16 protein-coding genes and 3 pseudogenes are annotated in these 19,600 nt (G+C 62.7%); 7 read left to right on the forward strand and 12 right to left on the reverse strand.

Translation table 11 applies throughout. The annotated features are described in order from the left end of the window. Positions 1 to 27 precede the first annotated feature (27 nt). On the reverse strand, positions 28 to 1,053 hold the full coding sequence (gene gap / locus ACJ0G7_RS06975) for a type I glyceraldehyde-3-phosphate dehydrogenase (RefSeq protein ID WP_043693996.1): 1,026 nt from the start codon (positions 1,051 to 1,053) through the stop codon (positions 28 to 30). Positions 1,054 to 1,225: 172 nt separating this feature from the next. On the opposite strand from gap, the gene murC reads away from it, so the two are divergent. From murC to ACJ0G7_RS06990, 3 genes are read left to right on the forward strand one after another with little or no spacing between them, the layout of a single operon-like run. Then, positions 1,226 to 2,647: a UDP-N-acetylmuramate--L-alanine ligase gene (gene murC, locus ACJ0G7_RS06980; protein WP_407395522.1), complete on the forward strand. Its 1,422-nt coding sequence runs from the start codon at positions 1,226 to 1,228 to the stop codon at positions 2,645 to 2,647. Between the two features lie 5 nt (positions 2,648 to 2,652). After that, positions 2,653 to 3,546, forward strand: coding sequence for a UDP-N-acetylmuramate dehydrogenase (gene murB / locus ACJ0G7_RS06985; protein ID WP_043697160.1), 894 nt, complete (start codon positions 2,653 to 2,655; stop codon positions 3,544 to 3,546). A 24-nt stretch (positions 3,547 to 3,570) separates the two neighbouring features. Beyond that, a complete protein-coding gene (locus tag ACJ0G7_RS06990; RefSeq protein WP_043693990.1) occupies positions 3,571 to 3,912 on the forward strand; it encodes a YbaB/EbfC family nucleoid-associated protein in 342 nt (113 codons plus the stop codon). Here ACJ0G7_RS06990 and rsgA read toward each other — a convergent pair. The 4 genes from rsgA to grpE are packed head-to-tail and all read right to left on the reverse strand — an operon-like array spanning position 3,887 to position 6,827. Further along, on the reverse strand, positions 3,887 to 4,786 hold the full coding sequence (rsgA, locus tag ACJ0G7_RS06995) for a ribosome small subunit-dependent GTPase A (RefSeq protein WP_407395524.1): 900 nt from the start codon (positions 4,784 to 4,786) through the stop codon (positions 3,887 to 3,889). The two genes, ACJ0G7_RS06990 and rsgA, sit on opposite strands and share 26 nt — an antisense overlap. A gap of 6 nt (positions 4,787 to 4,792) precedes the next feature. After that, positions 4,793 to 5,020, reverse strand: a complete 228-nt coding sequence (locus ACJ0G7_RS07000) for a sulfurtransferase TusA family protein (protein WP_043693985.1) — start codon at positions 5,018 to 5,020, stop codon at positions 4,793 to 4,795. After that, complete coding sequence (dnaJ, locus tag ACJ0G7_RS07005; RefSeq protein WP_043693980.1) at positions 5,017 to 6,147, reverse strand: molecular chaperone DnaJ; 1,131 nt, start codon at positions 6,145 to 6,147, stop codon at positions 5,017 to 5,019. The genes ACJ0G7_RS07000 and dnaJ overlap by 4 nt, the downstream gene beginning before the upstream one ends. Beyond that, a complete protein-coding gene (grpE, locus tag ACJ0G7_RS07010; RefSeq protein ID WP_043693977.1) occupies positions 6,147 to 6,827 on the reverse strand; it encodes a nucleotide exchange factor GrpE in 681 nt (226 codons plus the stop codon). The genes dnaJ and grpE overlap by 1 nt, the downstream gene beginning before the upstream one ends. Between grpE and ACJ0G7_RS07015 the strand changes: the two genes are divergently transcribed. From ACJ0G7_RS07015 to ACJ0G7_RS07025, 3 genes are read left to right on the forward strand one after another with little or no spacing between them, the layout of a single operon-like run. Next, a complete protein-coding gene (locus ACJ0G7_RS07015) occupies positions 6,826 to 8,751 on the forward strand; it encodes a GspE/PulE family protein (RefSeq protein ID WP_407395525.1) in 1,926 nt (641 codons plus the stop codon). The genes grpE and ACJ0G7_RS07015 overlap by 2 nt on opposite strands. 10 nt (positions 8,752 to 8,761) lie before the next feature. Further along, entirely contained in the window at positions 8,762 to 9,838 is a 1,077-nt protein-coding gene (locus ACJ0G7_RS07020; RefSeq protein ID WP_043693972.1) for a type IV pilus twitching motility protein PilT, read from the forward strand. 19 nt (positions 9,839 to 9,857) lie between these two features. Then, positions 9,858 to 11,108 carry a type II secretion system F family protein gene (locus ACJ0G7_RS07025; protein WP_043693969.1) on the forward strand — a complete coding sequence of 417 codons (1,251 nt, stop codon included), beginning with the start codon at positions 9,858 to 9,860 and terminating at the stop codon, positions 11,106 to 11,108. On the opposite strand, the gene ACJ0G7_RS07030 is transcribed toward ACJ0G7_RS07025, so the two are convergent. Together ACJ0G7_RS07030 and msrB are read right to left on the reverse strand one after the other, a co-directional pair. Continuing rightward, positions 11,083 to 12,288 carry an NAD(P)/FAD-dependent oxidoreductase gene (locus ACJ0G7_RS07030; protein WP_407395526.1) on the reverse strand — a complete coding sequence of 402 codons (1,206 nt, stop codon included), beginning with the start codon at positions 12,286 to 12,288 and terminating at the stop codon, positions 11,083 to 11,085. The two genes, ACJ0G7_RS07025 and ACJ0G7_RS07030, sit on opposite strands and share 26 nt — an antisense overlap. Positions 12,289 to 12,322: 34 nt before the next feature. After that, positions 12,323 to 12,826, reverse strand: a complete 504-nt coding sequence (msrB, locus tag ACJ0G7_RS07035; protein ID WP_043697154.1) for a peptide-methionine (R)-S-oxide reductase MsrB — start codon at positions 12,824 to 12,826, stop codon at positions 12,323 to 12,325. A 65-nt stretch (positions 12,827 to 12,891) separates the two neighbouring features. On the opposite strand from msrB, the gene dusA reads away from it, so the two are divergent. Then, a complete protein-coding gene (gene dusA, locus ACJ0G7_RS07040; protein WP_043693966.1) occupies positions 12,892 to 13,896 on the forward strand; it encodes a tRNA dihydrouridine(20/20a) synthase DusA in 1,005 nt (334 codons plus the stop codon). A 7-nt stretch (positions 13,897 to 13,903) separates the two neighbouring features. On the opposite strand, the pseudogene ACJ0G7_RS07045 reads toward dusA, so the two are convergent. The 5 genes and pseudogenes from ACJ0G7_RS07045 to nusB form a co-directional block, all read right to left on the reverse strand. Next, positions 13,904 to 14,453 (reverse strand): annotated as a pseudogene (locus tag ACJ0G7_RS07045) (RNA recognition motif domain-containing protein). Between the two features lie 125 nt (positions 14,454 to 14,578). After that, positions 14,579 to 15,997 carry an argininosuccinate lyase gene (argH, locus tag ACJ0G7_RS07050; RefSeq protein WP_043693961.1) on the reverse strand — a complete coding sequence of 473 codons (1,419 nt, stop codon included), beginning with the start codon at positions 15,995 to 15,997 and terminating at the stop codon, positions 14,579 to 14,581. 46 nt (positions 15,998 to 16,043) lie between these two features. After that, positions 16,044 to 17,457: pseudogene (locus ACJ0G7_RS07055) on the reverse strand (PP2C family protein-serine/threonine phosphatase). 37 nt (positions 17,458 to 17,494) lie between these two features. Beyond that, positions 17,495 to 18,964 (reverse strand): signal recognition particle-docking protein FtsY, encoded by a 1,470-nt coding sequence (gene ftsY, locus ACJ0G7_RS07060; protein ID WP_407395529.1) that lies wholly within the window; start codon positions 18,962 to 18,964, stop codon positions 17,495 to 17,497. Beyond that, positions 18,964 to 19,600: pseudogene (nusB, locus tag ACJ0G7_RS07065) on the reverse strand (transcription antitermination factor NusB). The gene ftsY and the pseudogene nusB overlap by 1 nt, the downstream one beginning before the upstream one ends.

The raw sequence follows: 19,600 nt of genomic DNA on the forward strand, positions 1-19,600 counted from the left end.
AATGGCCTCAGACCAGAGCGCTGAGAATCACTTCCAGTTGCGGGCCACGACCTCGGCCAGATCAACCACACGCTGGCTGTAGCCCCACTCGTTGTCGTACCAGGCCAGGATCTTCACAGCCTTGTCGCCCATGGCATAGGTGAGATCGGCATCAAAAATGGTGGACTCGTTGGTGCCGGCGTAGTCGGTCGAAACCAGCGGCAGATCGCTGTACTTGATGATTCCCTTCATGCCGTTCTCAGAGGCTGCCTTCATCACAGCCTTGACCTCATCGACGCTGGTGGCACGGGAAGGACCGAAGGTCAGATCAACCGCGGAGACGTTCGGCGTGGGGACGCGCATGGCGAAACCGGTGAGCTTGCCCTTCACCTCGGGGTACACGAGAGCAACGGCCTTGGCGGCGCCGGTGGTGGTGGGAACCATGTTCAGGGCCGCAGCACGGGCACGACGCAGATCGCGATGGCTGTTGTCCAGGATCCGCTGGTCACCGGTGTAACTGTGGATCGTGGTCATCAGACCCCAGTCGAGGCCGAAGGTCTGATCGAGAACCTTGACGATCGGTGCAAGGCAGTTGGTGGTGCAGCTGGCGTTGGAAAGAATCTTCCAATCTTCGTGGCGGTATTCGTGATCGTTCACGCCCACGACGAAGGTGCCGACTCCAGGGCCTTTACCGGGAGCGGTGAGGATCACCTTGCTGGCACCTGCCTCGAGGTGCAGGCTTGCTTTTTCGTCGGTGTTGAAGACACCGGTGGACTCGAGAACCAGATCGACACCCCAGTCTTTCCAAGGGCAGTTGAGGGGATTGCGATCGGCGAAAAACTTGATCTCCTTGCCATTGACGATCATGGTTTCGTCAGTGGTTTCGATCTGGACGCTGGGGTCGAGCTTGCCCAGAATCGAGTCGTAGGTCAGCAGGTGAGCGCTGGTCTTCGGGTCGGATGTGGAGTTCATGCCCACGATCTCGATTCCGGTATCAGCGCCGCGGCTGAGCCAACCCCGCATCACATTGCGACCGATCCGGCCGAATCCATTGATCGCAACGCGCAGGGTCATGTCAGAAGCGGGATTGCCGCAGAAGGGTTTTGGCCGCAGATCATACAGAAATAAGAACAAAAACCTTGTTCTGGCCCCAGCCGGATTGGTCAAAGCAACGGTCGATCTGTCCCAAAACAATCAGGACGACGCTGAAGGACTGCCTTATCTTTCAAGCCTCTGACTGCGTTCCTTGGCTCTCCTGCTCGACAGTCGCCAGCCCGTGCACTTCATCGGGGTCGGTGGCATCGGCATGTCAGCCCTGGCCAGGATCCTTGCGGATCGCGGGCAACCGGTGAGTGGATCCGACCCGCGGGACAACGCAACGGTGCAGAACCTGCGCGGACTCGGGGTGCGCATCTTCTCCGAGCAGACAGCCGCATCCATCAACGCCCTTCTCGCGTCATCCGATCAGGCACCGATCGTGGTGATCAGCACCGCGATCCCCGATACCAATCCGGAACTGATGCGGGCCCGTGAAAAAGGTCTGGACATCTGGCATCGCTCCGATCTGCTCGCCGCCTTGATCTCCCGGCAGCCGTCGATTGCGGTGGCCGGCAGCCATGGCAAAACCACCACCAGCTCACTGATCACCACCCTGCTGCATCAGGCCGGTGAAGACCCCACTGCCGTGATCGGCGGGATCGTCCCCTGCCTGGGCAGCAACGGCCATGCCGGTCAGGGTCGACTGCTGGTCGCGGAAGCGGATGAATCCGATGGCTCACTGGTGAAGTTCCAGGCAAGCCTTGGCTTGATCACCAATCTCGAGCTCGATCACACCGACCACTACGGCGGTTTGGACGACCTGATCACGACTCTGCAGCGCTTTGGAAATGGCTGCGGCCGCCTGCTGGCCAACCACGACGATCCGATCCTCCGGGAACACTTCCGCGCCGATGCCTGGTGGTCGGTCCGCAACAGCGACGACGTCGACTTCGCCGCCCTGCCTCTGCAGCTGGATGGAGACCGCTGTCGTGCCCGTTTCTTCGAGAACGGCAACGCCGTCGGTGAGTTCACCCTGCCGATGCCCGGCCTGCACAACCTGAGCAACGCCACGGCTGCCCTGGCCGCCTGCCGAATGGAAGGTCTGAGCCTGGACCGACTGATGGGAGGCCTGGCTGTGCTGCAGACCCCAGGGCGTCGCTTCGATCTGCGCGGCACCTGGCAGGGGCGCCACATCGTTGATGACTACGCCCATCACCCCAGCGAAGTGAGGGCAACTCTCGAGATGGCTCGGTTGATGGTGGACAGCGGCCGCAGCCCTCTGCCCAGCCCGCCGCGCCGGTTGCTGGCCGTGTTCCAACCCCACCGGTACAGCCGTACACAGGAGTTCCTCGGTGAATTCGCCCTCGCCCTGCAGAACTGTGACGCGCTGATGCTGGCCCCGGTCTATGCCGCGGGTGAGAAACCGATCGCAGGGGTCTGCAGCCGCACCCTGGCGGACCGTGTGCGGGCCCTGAGACCTGAGCTTCCCGTCCACGTGGCCGACAACATCGATGAGCTGGTCTCCCTCGTGCGGGACGCCAGCCGCCCTGAGGACCTGGTTCTGGCCATGGGAGCCGGTGATGTGAACAGCCTGTGGTCACGACTGTCCAGGACACCGGTGGCCGCCTGATCGGAATGCCTGGTCTCCCTTCCCGCAAGCAGGTTCCTCTCGCCGAGTTCACCACCTGGCGTGTGGGCGGACCGGCGGAGTGGCTGGCGGAACCCACCACCATCGAGGAGACGACCGCATGGCTGGACTGGGCGCATCAGAACGATCTGCCCTGCCGTGTGATCGGCGCCGGCTCCAATCTGCTGATCAACGATGAGGGCCTGAGCGGCCTCACCCTCTGCCTTCGCCGCATGCAGGGTGTGACGCTGGACGCGCGCAGTGGCCTGGTCCAGGCCCTCGCAGGGGAACCGATCCCGTCCCTGGCCCGCCGGGTCGCCCAGGCCGGTCTCCAGGGGCTGGCATGGGCCGTCGGCATCCCCGGCACGGTCGGCGGTGCCGCCGTGATGAATGCGGGTGCTCAGGGTGGATGCACAGCTGAATCGCTGGAATCGGTTCAGGTGATCCCGATGGCCGGTGGTGAAAGCTTCGAGCTCACACGCGACCAGCTCGCCTTCGATTACCGCCACAGCCGCCTGCAGAACGAACCCCTGCTGGTGCTTTCGGCCCGCTTCCGACTCGAGCCCGGGCACGACCCTCAGGAACTGAGGCGCATCACCTCAGACAACCTCAGCAAGCGCACCAGCACTCAGCCCTACACCCAACCCAGCTGCGGCAGCGTGTTTCGCAATCCTGAACCCCTCAAGGCCGGTCGGCTGATCGAGGACCTGGGCCTCAAGGGAACGCGGATCGGTGGCGCTGAGGTGTCCACCGTGCACGCCAATTTCATCGTCAACACCGGTGCCGCCACAGCCATGGACATCGACCGGTTGATCAGTTTCGTGCAGGCACGGGTGCACGAACGCCACGCACTGTCTCTGCATCCGGAAGTGAAACGCCTCGGTTTCGCAACAGCGGCTTAATCTGCCGACTCCCTCAGCACCACGATGGCAGGGTTCGGACTACCCAATTTCGGTCAGCTGACCGAAGCCTTCCGCAAGGCCCAGCAGATCCAGCAGGACGCCCAGAAGCTGCAGGAGGAACTGGACGGAATGGAAATCGAGGGCAGCAGTGCCGATGGCCGCGCCAGCATCTGGCTTTCCGGCAATCAGCAGCCGCTGCGGGTGCGCCTCGATCCGGCGCTTCTCCAGGAGGGTCAGGACGCCTGCGAAGCCGCCACCCTGGAAGCCCTGCAGGCGGCCTACGACGCCTCAACCGCCACGATGAAGCAGCGGATGGAGGACCTCACAGGAGGACTCAACCTCAACCTGCCCGGGATGAGCGGCTGAGCTTCGAGAGTTCCTCCAGCCCTGTTGTGTAGAGGTCATAACGTTCCCAGTCCCTCCGGATGCCACAGCCGGGCTCAGCCCGATGCAGGCAGTCGCGGAAGCGACAGGGCCAGGGATCCAGCTGGTGACGCAACTCAGGAAACAGCAGGGCGAACTCCCTCGGTTCATCCGGCAGATCCGGTCGATTGAACCCTGGGGTGTCCGCAACGCGACATCCCTCAGCCAGAGGAAACAGCTCCACGTGCCGAGTGGTGTGACGACCCCGCTGCAGTCGTCCGGACACAGCTCCGACCCGCAACGCCAGGTGCGGCATCAGTCGATTCAGCAAGCTGCTCTTGCCAACACCGGAAGGACCGCACACGACCGTCAGCGGCGAGGCTGAGAGTCTCTGCCGCACCCGGTCGAGCCCCTCATCAGTCCTGGAGGAAACCGCAATCGGTGCGTAACCCCAGCCCTGCAGACGAACCTGAAGAGCCTCCAGATGATCCCGGCTCACCAGATCGGCCTTGGTCAGAAGCAGTTCAACAGCGAGGCCGGTGCGTTCGGCGGTGAGCAGAAACCGACTGGCCTGATCCGGATCGAAACCGGGCTGTTCGACAGCGAGGGCCACCACCACGGTGGAGGCATTGGCCACCGGGGGTCGGCTCAGCAGGCTGCTTCTGGCATCCACCCGGGCCACAACGGCGCGGCCCTGAACGCTGTCGATCGCCTCGACAACCACCCGATCGCCGACATGCACCAGCTCACCCCGATGGCTCAGACGGGTGCGTCGTGTGCAGAGCAGCCGCGGCGGAACTCCTTCTGGAGCCGAGTCCAGCTCCACCTCCAGATAATTCGCCTGCAACGCCACAACGATTCCGGTGGCATCGCTCACAGCTGATCAACCCCCGCAGACGACACGCAGAACGATCCAGCTGGAGGAGTCATCGGTGATCTCCACCCGGTGACCCGCTTCGCGCAATCCGGGGATCACCATCTCTTCAGGTTCGCCGCGATCCAGCTGGACATTGAGGAGATCACCAGGCTGCAAGGCTTCGAGAGCCAGTCGACAGCGGATGAAGTTCACCGGACAGGGCGTGCCCCTGAGATCCAGAGAACCGCTGCTCATCCCTTCTGACCGAACAGTCGGGCAAACAGCCCGCTGTTGTGGTGGTGATGCTGCTTGCCGCGGGCCGAATGATGACCGGCCAACTGCTCCAGCAGCCCTCGTTCAGCGTCCGAGAGACGACTCGGAAGCTGAACGGTGACCGTGATGCGTTCATCGCCTCGGGCGACGGGATTCCCCAGCTTGGGGATCCCCTTGTTGGACAGGGTCAGAACCGATCCGGGTTGGGTTCCAGCCGGGATCTCCAGCTCGGTGGGACCGTCAACGGTCTCCACTTCGATCGTGTCACCGAGGATCGCCTGCAGATAGCTGACGTTCACCTCGGTGTGAATGTTGAGGCCATCCCGCTTGAGACGGGGGTGGGGCCTCACGGTGAGAAACACGTAGAGATCCCCGGAAGGGCCGCCTCGGGGGCCGGCATTGCCCTCGCCCGAGACCCGCAGACGGGTTCCCGTGTCGACACCGGCAGGGATGTTGATCCGCAGTTTCTTGCGGACCTGATGCACTCCCTGGCCACCGCAGGCTGAGCAGGGATCGGCAATCACCTGTCCGGTGCCTCCGCAGGTCGGACATTCCGCCACCTGGGTGAAACTTCCGAACGGCGTGCGGGTGGCGCGACGCACCTGACCGGCCCCTCCGCAGGTGCCGCAGGTGGTGGGTCCGCTCCCCGGCTTGGCCCCGCTGCCACTGCAGGTGTCACAGGTTTCCAGATGAGGGATCTTGATCTCCTGTTCCTGACCGAAGACCGCCTGCTCGAAATCGATGGTGAGGTCGTAGCGCAGATCATCGCCCTGCTGAGGACCACGTCGTCGCTGACGCCCCCCGGCCTGTGCACCTCCGAAACCGCTGAAGAACGTCTCGAACAGATCGGCGAAACCGCCCATGTCACCCATGTCGGGCGCTCCGGCGGCACCGCCGAGTCCTGCTTCTCCGAACTGGTCGTACCGGGCCCGGCTCTGCGGATCGCTGAGCACTTCATAGGCCCTGCCGATCTCCTTGAAGCGATCCTCCGCACCCGCTTCCTTGTTGATGTCGGGGTGGTACTGACGGGCCATGCGGCGATAGGCCCGCTTCAGGGTGTCGGCATCCGCATCCCGTGCAACACCGAGAAGCTCATAGAAATCGGCCATCAAGAGTCCTCCGACTGGGACTGTTCCGGCTGGGGCTGTTCCGAATGGCTGTCGGCAGCTGGAGCATCACCGGAAGGACCCGGTCCCATCGACACCTTGACCATGGCGTGACGCAAGACGCGACCGTTGAGGTGATAGCCGCGCTGAAGCTCCTCGATCACCACATCCTCGGGGTGCTCCGTGTTCTCTTCACGAAGAACAGCTTCATGGAGCGTGGGATCGAACTCCTGACCCACCACCTCCATCCGGGCGACCCCCTGCTGCTTCAGGACTTCGACCAGCTGCTTGTAGAGACCCTGATAGCTGCGATGGAGGGCCTGAGCCTCTTCACCCTCAGGGTTGAGCTGCTGACGGGCGCGCTCGAAGTTGTCGACAACAGGAAGGATCTCGCTCAGCGTCGAGCAGACCAGCTGCTGACGGAGATCATCTTGATCCCGGCTCTGACGCTTGCGGAAATTATCGAAATCAGCTGCGATTCGCATGTACTGACTCTGCAGGGCGTCGTGTTCGGCACGCAGGGTCTGCAACTCCTTCTCCAGCTGCTGCAGGCGCTCGGCAGGATCGACATCCGTTCCGGTGGAACCGGACTCAACCGGCGATTCCTGAACGTCTGGGGACGCGACAGGCTCCATCGACTCGGCGTTCTGGTCCTGCGCTGGGGTGGAGGCGTCGCCGCTCATGCTGACCGGTCAGGAATTGCTGCCTAGACATGTTGAAGGGCGACGCAGACATCCCACAAGTTGCGGAAGCCCGCACCTTCCACTTCACCTCCCGCCCGTGACCCTGGCCCGGCCGATTCCAGATGCCGAAGAACCGGCTCAGCAACGGCTGGAACTGGAACTGTTGCTGCAGCAGACCGTCCCCGGGCCGGAGCAGCTCAGCTGCTCGCGGCAGCTTCTCGCGGACGGAAGCACGGGTCTGGACGTGGATCAATGGCGCGCACTTCGGGCTCTGCCGATTGCGATCGACGACGACCATCTCGACATCGCCGTCCCCAGCCACTGGGATGAACAGGATCGAAGCGAGTTTCTGGCGCAGCATCCCGGCAACGGTCGGCAGATCCGCCTGCATCGCTCGCTGGAAAGCGATCTGAAGGCCGCACTCCAGAAGACGGAGACCCTCGAATCCGTCGAGCCGGTCCCGACGGCCTCCCCCTCGGTGGACCGGGCCGTCGAAGAGACGGCTGCCACCTATCTGGAGGAATTCACCGTCGATGGGGTGCTCGAGGAGGACCCTGAAGAGCAGGCCGAGCAGAGCAGCGGCACGATCGACCTGGAGGCGAGTCTGCGGGATGCCGACGCTTCACCGGTGGTGAGTCTCGTGGACAGAATCCTGCTGCAGGCGATGTCCGTCGGCGCCAGTGACATCCACGTCGAACCCCAGCAGAAAGGTCTGCGGCTGCGTTACCGACAGGATGGTGTGCTTCAGCAATACATCGAGCCGCTGCCGGGGCGGCTGATCCCTGCCGTCACCTCCCGCTTCAAGATCCTGGCGGACCTGGACATCGCCGAACGACGCCAGGCTCAGGACGGACGCATCCGCCGCAGGTATCGAGACCGGGTGATCGACTTCCGGGTCAGCACCCTGCCGAGCCGTTATGGCGAGAAGGTGGTGCTGCGTCTTCTGGACAGCGATTCAACGCAGCTCGGACTGGATCAGCTGATCTCCGATCCGATCACCCTCGACCTCGTGCGTGAACTGGGATCCAAACCGTTCGGAATGATCCTGGTGACCGGCCCCACCGGATCAGGCAAATCGACAACGCTCTACTCGCTGCTGGCGGAGCGAAACGACCCCGGCATCAACATCTCCACCGTTGAGGATCCGATCGAATACACGCTGCCTGGGATCACTCAGAGCCAGGTGAACCGGGATAAGGGATTCGACTTCGCGACAGCCCTGAGAGCCTTCATGCGACAGGACCCGGATGTGCTGCTGGTGGGGGAAACCCGCGATCTGGAAACCGCGAAGACTGCCATCGAAGCCGCTCTCACGGGCCATCTGGTGCTCAGCACGCTTCATGCCAACGATGCCCCGAGCACGATCGCGCGGCTGGACGAGATGGGTGTGGAGCCCTTCATGGTCTCTGCTGCCCTGATCGGGATCGTGTCCCAGCGTCTGATGCGCCGGGTGTGCACCGCTTGCCGGGAGCCCTACCGACCCAGCCAGATGGAGCTTGGACGCTTCGGTCTGATGGCAAGCGACGAAGCGAAGGTGACCTTCTTCCGGGCCCACCATCACACGCCGGGGACCTCCGTCTGTCCCCGCTGCAAGGGCAGTGGTTACAAGGGCCGGGTCGGTGTCTATGAAGTGCTGCGCATGAATGAGGACATTGCAACGGCAGTCTCCAAGGGGGCGACCACCGACGTGATCAGGCAGCTGGCCCTGGAATCGGGAATGAAGACGCTGCTCAGGTACAGCCTGGAGCTGGTGCGACAGGGCCACACCACCCTCGAGGAGGTGGGCCGCATGATCCTCACGGATTCAGGTCTGGAATCCGAGCGGAGAGCCCGGGCCCTCAGCACAATGACGTGCAGCGGTTGTGGCGCCGGCCTTCAGGAGAGCTGGCTCGAATGTCCCTACTGCCTGACGGAACGCCAGTGAGGAGATGGGTATGAATCTGATGATCGAAGACCTGATGGTGCAGCTGGTCGAAGCAGGCGGCAGCGATCTGCACATCGCCACCGGACAGCCTCCCTACGGACGTTTCAGCGGCGAACTGCGCCCGATGCTGGAGGAACCCCTGGAAGAGGAGGACTGCAACAGGCTGATCTTCTCGATGCTGAACAACAGCCAGCGCAAGACCCTCGAACAGACCTGGGAACTGGACTGCGCCTACGGACTCAGAGGCGTCGCCCGTTTCCGGGTGAACGTGTACCGGCAGAAGGGCAGTTATGCCGCCTGCCTGAGGGCCCTGGGCAGCAAGATCCCCAGCATCGAGGTTCTGAACCTGCCTCCGGTCGTGATCGAGACCAGCAAGCGTCCGCGGGGCCTGGTGCTGGTCACGGGACCCACAGGTTCCGGCAAGACCACCACCCTGGCTGCACTGCTGGATCACATCAATCACACCCGCAGCGAACACATCCTCACCATCGAGGATCCGATCGAATTCGTCTACCAGAGCGATAAGAGCCTGGTGCACCAACGCCAACTCAACGAAGACACCAGGAGCTTCGCCAATGCCCTGCGTGCGGCATTGCGGGAAGACCCAGATGTGATCCTCGTCGGCGAAATGCGAGACCTGGAAACAATCCAACTGGCCATCAGCGCTGCTGAAACCGGTCATCTTGTGTTCGGCACGCTGCACACCAGTTCGGCTGCCCAGACGGTGGATCGCATGGTGGATGTGTTCCCGCCAGGCCAACAGACCCAGATCCGTGTGCAGCTCTCGGGAAGTCTCGTGGCCGTGTTCTCCCAGACCCTCTGCCGCCGCCAGAATCCGGCTCCCGGTCAGTTCGGTCGGGTGATGGCACAGGAAATCATGATCAACACCCCGGCGACGGCCAACCTGATCCGGGAAGGGAAGACTGCTCAGCTCTATTCCCAGATCCAAACCGGTGGGGAACTGGGCATGCAGACGCTTGAAAAAGCGCTGGCGAACCTGGTGGCAGCAGGTGAAATCAGCATGGCTGAGGCCACTGCCAAAGCCAGCAAGCCGGCGGAACTGGAACGTCTGGTCGGTGATCCCTGACCGGCGCCGTACCTGATCGATGGCCAGCTTTGTTGCCACCTACACCGGGTCAACCGGACAGCCACGCACCCTGACCGTCAGGGCCGCTGATCTGAGCGAAGCGCGGAAACAGCTTCGGCGACGGGGCATCCGCGCCACCGACGTGAAGCCGAGTGGCAATGACACACGTGGAAGCGAGAAGAAAGACGCTGGTGGAGGGATGTCTTTCGATCTCGGCCGTGCCTTTGAAAAGGCACCCGGAGTGAAGGAGAAAGCCGTGTTCGCCAGCAAGCTGGCGGCCCTTGTGGATGCCGGGGTGCCGATCGTACGCAGCCTTGATCTGATGGCCACACAGCAGAAGCTGCCGATGTTCAAGCGAGCTCTGGTCAGGGTGAGCCTTGATGTGAATGAAGGCGTAGCTCTCGGAACCGCAATCAGAAAATGGCCGAAGGTTTTTGATCAACTGAGTGTCGCCATGGTGGAAGCCGGCGAAGCCGGCGGTGTGCTCGATGAGTCGCTCAAACGTCTTGCCAAACTTCTCGAGGACAACGCCAAACTTCAGAACCAGATCAAGGGTGCTCTCGGATATCCCGTCGCCGTTCTTGTGATTGCAATTCTGGTGTTTCTGGGCATGACAATCTTTCTGATTCCGACATTCGCTGGAATCTTCGAGGATCTCGGAGCCGAACTCCCAGCGTTCACCCAGCTGCTGGTCGACCTGAGCAAACTGCTGAGATCCGTGATGGCTCTCTACATCGTCGGCGCACTCCTGATTGCGGTTTGGATGTTCGCCCGTTATTACCAGACGCACAACGGACGCCGTCAGGTGGACCGGCTGATGCTGAAAGTTCCTCTCTTCGGAGAGCTGATCATGATGACGGCAACAGCGCAGTTCTGCCGGATCTTCAGCTCACTAACACGAGCAGGCGTGCCGATTCTGATGTCTCTTGAGATCTCCAGCCAGACGGCAGGAAATTCCATCATCTCCGATGCGATCCTCGAATCCAGAGCTCTTGTCCAGGAGGGAGTTCTGTTGAGCACAGCCCTGATCCGTCAGAAGGTTTTGCCGGATATGGCACTGAACATGTTGTCGATTGGGGAAGAAACCGGTGAAATGGATAAAATGTTGAGCAAAGTTGCTGATTTCTATGAAGACGAAGTCAGCGCAATGGTGAAAGCGCTGACCTCAATGTTGGAACCAGCCATGATTGTCGTTGTGGGTGGAATCGTCGGCTCAATTCTTCTGGCGATGTACCTGCCGATGTTCACCGTGTTTGATCAGATTCAGTGAGGGCTGTCGAAATCGCCTGACCTGCCAACCAACCGCCACTCCAGCAGGCCTGAAAGTTGAAGCCGCCGGTCACGCCGTCCACGTCCAACAGTTCACCAGCCAGATAAAGACCGGGACAGCGTCGGCTCTCCATCGTGGCCAGGTTGACGTCCCCCAAAGCGACACCGCCAGCGGTGACGAACTCCTCCCCGAACGGCCCACGCCCCTTGATCGACAAACGCTGCGCGCAGAGCAGCTCCACCAGTTGACGCTCCGCCTTCAACGGCAGATCGGCCCAACGGCGATCCGCCTCCACCCCAGCCATGGCCAGGAAAGCCTGCCAAAGCCGCCGTGGCAGATGCTCGAAGGGCTTGGCTGCCGAAAGGGTTCGCCTGGCCTGGTCCTGCCGCCATTGCTGGAGCCGTTGCTCCACCCCTTGACGACCCAACCCAGCACTCCAATCCAGCTTCAGCTCACCCCGATAACGGCTCTGATGCAGGGCCCTGGCCGCAAAGGCCGAGAGGCGCAACGTGGCCGGCCCGCTCAGACCGCGATGGGTGATCAGCACCCGCCCGGTCTGGCGGAACCGCTGGCTGCCCAGCTTCAGATCCAGGCCCACATCGTCGATGGCGATGCCGCTGCAGGCAGTCAGTTCCGGCGCCTGCAGCGCAAGGCTGAACAGCGATGGCACCGGCGGCACCACCTGGTGCCCGAGGGCTTCCACCAGTTTTCGGCCACTGGGATGCCCTCCCGTGGCCAGCATCAAGCTGCGCGCATGCAAAGGCTCCAGGCCGCGGCCCTCGAGCACAAAGGCCCGTTCAGGGTGAATGCGCACCCGCTGGACCATCGCCTTCGTGCGCAGTTGTACACCCGACGCCCTCGCCGCCTTCTGCAGGCACTGGATCACCGCCTCGGAACGGTTCTGCTGCGGAAACATCCGTCCATCGGGTTCCTCCACCAGGGTGAGCCCGTGCTCGTCAAACCAGGCAATCGCATCCCCGCAGGCGAAGTGGCTGAAGGGACCCCGCAACGGTCGACTGCCCCGGGGGTAATGGGTGGTCAGTTCGCGGGGGTCCCAGCAGGCATGGGTCACATTGCAGCGACCGCCACCGCTGATGCGCACCTTCTGGAGCGGCTCAGGGGTGCCCTCCAGCACCAGCACCTGCTGAACCCCCTGCTCTGCAGCCGTGATCGCTGCCATGTATCCGGCGGGTCCACCGCCAACGACGATCAGATCAAGCGGGCTGGAAGCGGAGGGCGACGCCGTTGTTGCAATAGCGCTTGCCGGTGGGACGGGGTCCGTCATTGAACACATGGCCCTGATGACCACCACAGCGACTGCAGTGATACTCCGTGCGGGGGAGGATCAACTTGAAATCTAATTTCGTGGCGACGGCACCCTGCAGCGGTTGCCAGAAACTGGGCCACCCGGTGCCGCTGTCGAACTTCGCCTCAGAGGAAAAGAGGGGGAGATCACAACCGGCGCAGTGATAGGTCCCCGTCCTCTTCTCGTTGTTCAGGGGACTGGTGAAGGGCCGTTCGGTTCCCTCGTCGCGAAGCACGTTGTAAGCCGCGGGAGACAACCGCTGACGCCAGGTTTCCTCTGACAGATCCCACTGGGGATCATCAGCCTTGGACGCCGCCAGCACCTGCCGCGGTGTCCAGAGGGAGCCCACCAGTCCTGCGGACACCGCAACCAGAAGCGATCGTCTCGAGACAGCGAAGCTGCTGAAGGACATCATCACCGGATGAACAGAGCCGGTTCTAACCGGAGTGGGCCTTCACCGGCAGGCAGCATGGATCCATGAACACCGTCGCCACAGCGGACATCACAGGTGCCTTCCGATTCAGCGTCGCACCGATGCTCGACTGCACCGATCGCCACTTCCGGGTGCTGATGCGGCAGATCACCCGGAGGGGACTGCTCTATTCGGAAATGGTGGTGGCCCAGGCGTTGCATCACACCGATCGACGGGACAGGTTGCTGGACTTCGACCCGGTGGAACACCCGATTGCCCTTCAGGTGGGCGGGGACGACCCGACCCTGCTCGCGGAGGCTGCCCGTCTCGCCAGCGCCTGGGGGTACGACGAGATCAATCTGAACGTGGGATGTCCCAGCCAGAAGGTTCAGGCTGGCAATTTCGGTGCCTGCCTGATGGCGGAACCCGATCTGGTGGCCCGCTGCGTCGAGGCGATGCGAAACGCAACCGATCTGCCTGTCACGGTGAAACATCGCATCGGCATCGATGATCTCGACAGCGATGCTCTGCTGACCGCTTTTGTGGATCGTGTGGCGGCAGCGGGTGCCAGCCGCTTTGCCGTTCATGCGCGAAAAGCCTGGCTGGAGGGACTGGACCCCAAACAGAACAGGACGATTCCACCCTTGCAGCATGAACGCGTGGTGGCGCTCAAGCGACGTCGCCCGGAGCTGGTGATTGAACTGAACGGCGGCCTGGAATCACCTGACGATTGTCTGGAGGCCCTTGAGATCTGCGATGGGGCGATGGTGGGACGCGCTGCCTACTCCCATCCCCTGCGCTGGACCAGCGTGGATGCGGTGATCTTCGATGAACGTCCCCGAACGATCCTGGCGTCGGATGTGGTGACAGGACTGATTCCCCACGCAGAGGCCCATCTGCAACGGGGCGGACGACTGTGGGATCTCTGCCGTCATTTGGTGCAGCTCGTGGAAGGGGTACGAGGTGCGCGGCATTGGCGCCGGGATCTCGGCAACCGGGCCCAACGACCTGGAGCCGATCTGCGGATCCTGGAGGAGGCCGGCCGCCAATTGCGAGACGCCGGCCTTTGAAGTCGAATCAGCCTTCGGCGCCGCCGTAACCGGAGTAGTCGTCACCGCCGCCGCCGCCACCGGAGGAACCACGACGACGACGGCTGCGGCCATCGTCATTGTTGCCACCTTCACCGGCAGTGTCGCGGGAACCGGCGCCGTAACTGCGATCTTCCCAGCCGCGGGCACCGGATCGACGGTCAGCACCGGCATCACCGCCGCCTTCACGACCGCCACCGCCATAACCACCGCCGCCTTCACGACCGCCGCCGCCCGTAGCCGCCACCACCGCCGCCGCCGTAGCCGCCGCCACCACCGCCGCGCCGAGGTGCACTACCGCGGGGCTCTGCCTTGTTGATCCGTAACGGCCGACCCATCAGCTCGGCGCCCTGAAGGCCCTCGATCGCGGCTTCCTCTGTTGCTTCATCCGCCATTTCCACAAAGGCGAATCCGCGTTTACGGCCGGTGTCCCGCTCAAGCGGAAGGGCGCAATTCACAACTTCACCGAACTGGGCAAACAGTTCGACCACATCTTCCTGCTCAGCGCGGAAGGGGAGATTGCCAACGAAAATGCTCACGTTTGAAGTGGACCGGGTACGAAAAAGTGGACCAAAAGGACCTGAATCATCGCCATGGGTCCTTGACTTCTTAGAGAAGCGCGTACCTCTGGCATATCAAGCGTAGACCCGGCCATGCAGACGGGTCATCCCGCTGTTTGAGATTCATGCAAACGCTGAGACCAGATCTCAAGCTGTTCATCCACCCGGTCAAATGCTGTACCCCCCTCACTGCGCCGGGCCGCGACGACCGCCTGCGGCTCAAGGGCGGCATAGAGATCGGCCTCAAAGGCTGGATGCAGGTCCTGCCAGGCCGTGAGGCTGAGGTCTCGCAGCAGACAGCCATCCTCGAGACAACGCCGGACCACGGCACCCACCAGTTGATAAGCCTCTCGGAAAGGAACGCCGCGGGCAACGAGATAGTCAGCAACATCGGTGGCATTGGAGAAATCCTCTCCCACCGCTTGATGAAGCCGTTCGGGGCGGAACACGAGACCCTCCTCGAACAGGATCGCCATTGCCTCGACGCAGTCGCGCGTGGTCCGAAACGCATCGAACAAGGCCTCCTTGTCCTCCTGAAAATCCTTGTTGTAAGCCAGGGGAAGACCCTTGATCATCGTCAGCAGACCCTGCAGATGCCCGAACACCCGGCCGGTTTTACCCCGAACCAGTTCCGGAACGTCAGGGTTCTTCTTCTGCGGCATCAGGCTGCTGCCCGTGGCGCAGCGATCACTCAGGCGCACGAATCCGAATTCCTCGGAAGCCCAGGCGATCACCTCCTCCGCCAGGCGGCTGAGATGAGCCATCACCAACGACGCTGCCGCACAGAACTCCACGCAGAAGTCGCGATCGCTCACGGCATCGAGACTGTTGGCGTAGATCGCATCGAAACCCAGTTGTGCCGCCGTCCGACGGCGGTCGATCGGCACAGGCGTACCGGCAAGGGCAGCAGCCCCGAGGGGGGAGATGTTGACCCGACCTCGCACATCCTGCAGACGGTCCCGGTCACGCTGCAGCATCTCGATGTAAGCCAGCAGATGGTGAGCCAGGCAGAGAGGCTGAGCCCGCTGCAGATGGGTGTAGCCCGGGATCAGAGTGCGTCGGTGCTGATCCGCCTGGGACCAGAGAGCCCGCTGCAGTCGAACCAGATCGGTGTCAAGACCGTCCAGGCGACGGCGTAGCCACAACCTCAGATCAGTGCCCACCTGATCATTGCGACTGCGCCCCGTGTGCAGCTTCTTGCCCACCGGCCCCAGCAGAGCGATCAAGCGCCGCTCCACAGCGAAGTGAACATCCTCATCGGCGAGACCGGGCTGAAACGTTCCCTCAGCCGCTTCGCGGCGGACCGTCTCAAGACCCTCCACCAGCTGATCGCCCTCCTCCGCGCTGATCACCCCGCAACCGGCCAGCATCCGGGCGTGAGCGATGGAGCCATCCAGATCCTCCTGGAGCAGGGTGAGATCGAATCCGATCGAAGCATTGAATGCCTCGATGAAGGGGTGGAGCCCCTGCTCGAAACGATCACTCCAGGTTCCCGCTGCACCTCCGGTCACTCCAGCTGCCATTGGGCCAATCCACAGTGTCTTCAGCTTGTCAGGCGGATGTCAGCCCTCAGAGCTGCGGTTGGGATCGGACGCTCGGCAGAGACACAGCCTCCGGCACCTTGAGCACCACCATTGAGGCATCGTCCTCAAGCTGCCGGTCAGCCCCGACGAAACGATCGAGACGCTCGAACAACGTGTTGAGAATTCCCTGAGACCCCTCACCACTGCGACAGGCGCTTTCGAGAGCACGGATCAGCCTCGCCTCATCGAAGCGGTCGCCGGTGATTCCCGGGGCCTCAGTCACGCCGTCGGTGTAATACAGAAGTACGTCTCCGGGCTCGAGACGCACCTCCCCGAGCCCGTAGTCCGCCTCAGGCTGCAGCCCGATCAGCAGACCAGCAGCGTCGAGACGACTGATGCTGCGCCTGTCCGCGCGCCAGAGGAGCGGGGGATTGTGCGCCGCGTTGGCATAGCGGAGCTGACGGGTCCGGGGATCGAAATCCGAATAGAAGAGCGTCACGAACCGGTGGGACTGCGCCAGATCCTCCTGAGCGAGCTGATTGAGATCGTGAAGAATGCGATGGGGAGGCAGTCCGCTCAGCACCTCAGCCCGCAGCATGCCGCGCAGCATCGTCATCAGCAGTCCGGCAGGGACGCCCTTTCCCATCACATCTCCCATCACCAGAGCCCAGCGACCCCGCTCACGACGACGTCCGATCAGCTCGGGACGCGTCGGGATGAAGTCGTAGTAGTCCCCTCCAACCTGAAAAGCCGGACGGCAACGTGCCGCCAGCTCCACCCCCTCGATGACGGGACATCGATCAGGGAGAAGCTGGGCCTGAATCTCGGCTCCGATGCTCAGCTGCCGATCGACCCGCTCGTGGCGACGGGCTTCCTGAAGCATCTGGTCATTCTCGATGGCGACGCCTGCGAGATCGGCCACAAGTTGTGCATGACGGCGATGGACATCGGTCCAGACCAGATCACCATCCTGATCGAACACGTACAGACGTCCCCTGGGGCGACCTCTGGCAACAACGGATGTGGCGAACATTCCGGCCTTGGGCAACTGCCGCTGAACGAGGCGATCCATGGCGAGAAGCTGACTGTCTTCCGTTCCGAACCCGGCAGCCTGCCCAGGGGTGAATCCCGACAACCGGCGCAGCAACTCCTGACATGGCTCCAGAGGGCACAGCCTGAAGCTGATCTCGCCAGAGCCGACCATCCGCCTGGAACGGCACGAGAACCGCCCCTTCCACATTCACCAGACGAGCGGCCACCACCGGAACCAGCTCAAGAAAGCGATTCAGATTGGTGAAACTGCGGAGAGCGAAAGCCAGGGAAACCAGCAGATCCTGATTGCGCTTCTGCTCGCGGCTGAGGCTGTCGAACAACTGCCGCAGCGATGCCATCGCCTGCGGCGTGGGGTTGACTCCTCGAACCGCAGGAGTCGGATGCCGACGGGGCGGCTTGCTGCTCACGGCTCAGCCCCCCAAGAGGCTGCAAGGTAGCAATGCCTCAGCGACCAGCCAGCAAAGCTTCCACGAATTCAAAGCTGTTGAAGGGCCTCAGATCCCGGATCCCTTCGCCGGCTCCAATGAAACGGATCGGCAGGTCTGCTTCTGAAGACACGGCCAACGCCACTCCACCGCGGGCCGTGCCATCCAGTTTGGTGATCACGACACCAGTGAGCCCGGCCGCATCGGCGAAGGCCATGGCCTGCCGCAACCCGTTCTGACCCTGGCTTGCGTCCAGCACAAGCAACGACTCCACATTCGCCTCCGGCGCCAGACGATCGATGATCCTCCGCACCTTGGACAGTTCCTCCATGAGGTTGTGTTTCGTCTGCAGACGACCGGCGGTGTCCACGAGCAGGAGATCACTGCCGCGGGACCGGGCGGCACCGATGGCATCGAAGACAACAGCAGCGGGATCCGCGTTGCTGCTGGGGTTGGAGACGACAGGAACATCACTCCTCTGTCCCCAGACCTCCACCTGCTGAACGGCAGCGGCTCGAAAGGTGTCAGCAGCTGCAATCAGAGCGGTGTAACCACTGCGAACGGCAAGATTCGCGAGTTTGCCGAGGGTGGTGGTCTTACCGACGCCGTTCACACCGACCATCAGCCAGATGTTCAGGGTTCCCCGTTCCGGAGCCAGCAGGTCCACACCGCTCGACCGGATCGGTGCATCAAGAAGGCCACGGAGCTGTTCCTTGAGGAAGCGGATCCCCTCGCTGGGGTCGACCACGTCCTGATTCATGCGTTGTCGGAGGGCCTCCAGCACCTGATCCGTCGCTGTCACCCCGGCGTCAGCTCGCAGCAGAAGTGTCTCCAGATCATCGAGCACCTCGGGAGTGAGAGGGTCATCCCCCAGGTTCTCGAGCAGCCCTGTGACAAATCCCTGGCGCGTCTTCTCCAGACCTTGACGCAACCGACTGAGCCAGTCGATCTCTTCGAGGGAGACCTGATCAGCGCGTCGTCCCTGCGCCGCGAGCACTTCCGCTGACCAGGTGAATGCATCGTCAAAGTCCCCGAGGCTGGGCTCCGCGGAGTCATCCGGAGAGGCTGTCGGCGCGGGCGTCGGCGAAGCTGTCGGCTCGATTTCAGCCGCACGGGCATCCTGATCCTGCTGACGCTGAAGGCGCTGAGCCGCGGCCTGCTCCAGCAGGGAAGGGCCTGATGTCGGAACCGGCGCAGAGGTTGGAACAGGACTGGGTGTTGGCGTCGGACTCGGCGTCGGGACCGGAACCGGCGCGGACTGCTCGGCGCTCTGTTGCTGTTTGAGACGCGCGTAAGCCTCACGTGCCCAGACGAGAGCGTCGTCTTCCTTGACCTGCGGCACGTCCGACGGCTGCTCCATCGGGGTCTGCTCCGAAACCGGCTCCGCTGTTGGTTCCGGACCGACCGGCAACGGAGTGGGCTCCGGGGTCGCTTCGGGCTCTGGAGTCGGGGCCGCTTCAGTCCGACGTTGGAACCAATCGAACACCATCAGGCTGATGCGGTGGATGCAGCGTTCTGGAACCGCCTCAGAACACCATTGATCATGCGTCGGCCCTGCTCATCGCTGTAACGGTTGGCCAGTTCCACAGCCTCGCTGATCGCCACGGGTGCAGGAGTGCTGAGATCCGTCAGATCAACCACCGCCAGTCGGAGGATGTCGCGGTCGATGCGGGGCAGGCGGTTGAGCCTCCAACCCTCCATCACCTGATCCAGTCGGGTGTCGATCGCAGAACGCCGCTCCATCACCAAGCGAACCCTGGAAAGAGCGTCCTGGCGGATCTGCTCCTGATCGGACAGAAGCAACAGAGCGAGGAAGGTCAAGACAGGCGGAGAGACCGTTCAGCACCTGCTCTGCTGCGCTGATGGATGAACGCAGATGCGATGTCACCGTGGCGGTCGGCACCGACACATCCTGGTTGAGCTCACTGTCCAGCAGGCTCTGCTGTGCACGTTCGAGATCGGCCGCACTGCCGTCCAACGTCTCGCGCCAGAGGATCATGAGGCTGTCGAGAGCCTTCTGAAGCAGGCCATCCATCGCCGGCTGTTCCGCCAGAGCTGCATCGGTCTCCGACGTCTGCCCCAACACCAGCAACGCCAGTTCGCGGGCGAGGGATCTTGAGTGCAT

The organism is Parasynechococcus sp., assembly GCF_045559935.1.
In the GTDB taxonomy this organism is placed as follows: domain Bacteria; phylum Cyanobacteriota; class Cyanobacteriia; order PCC-6307; family Cyanobiaceae; genus Parasynechococcus.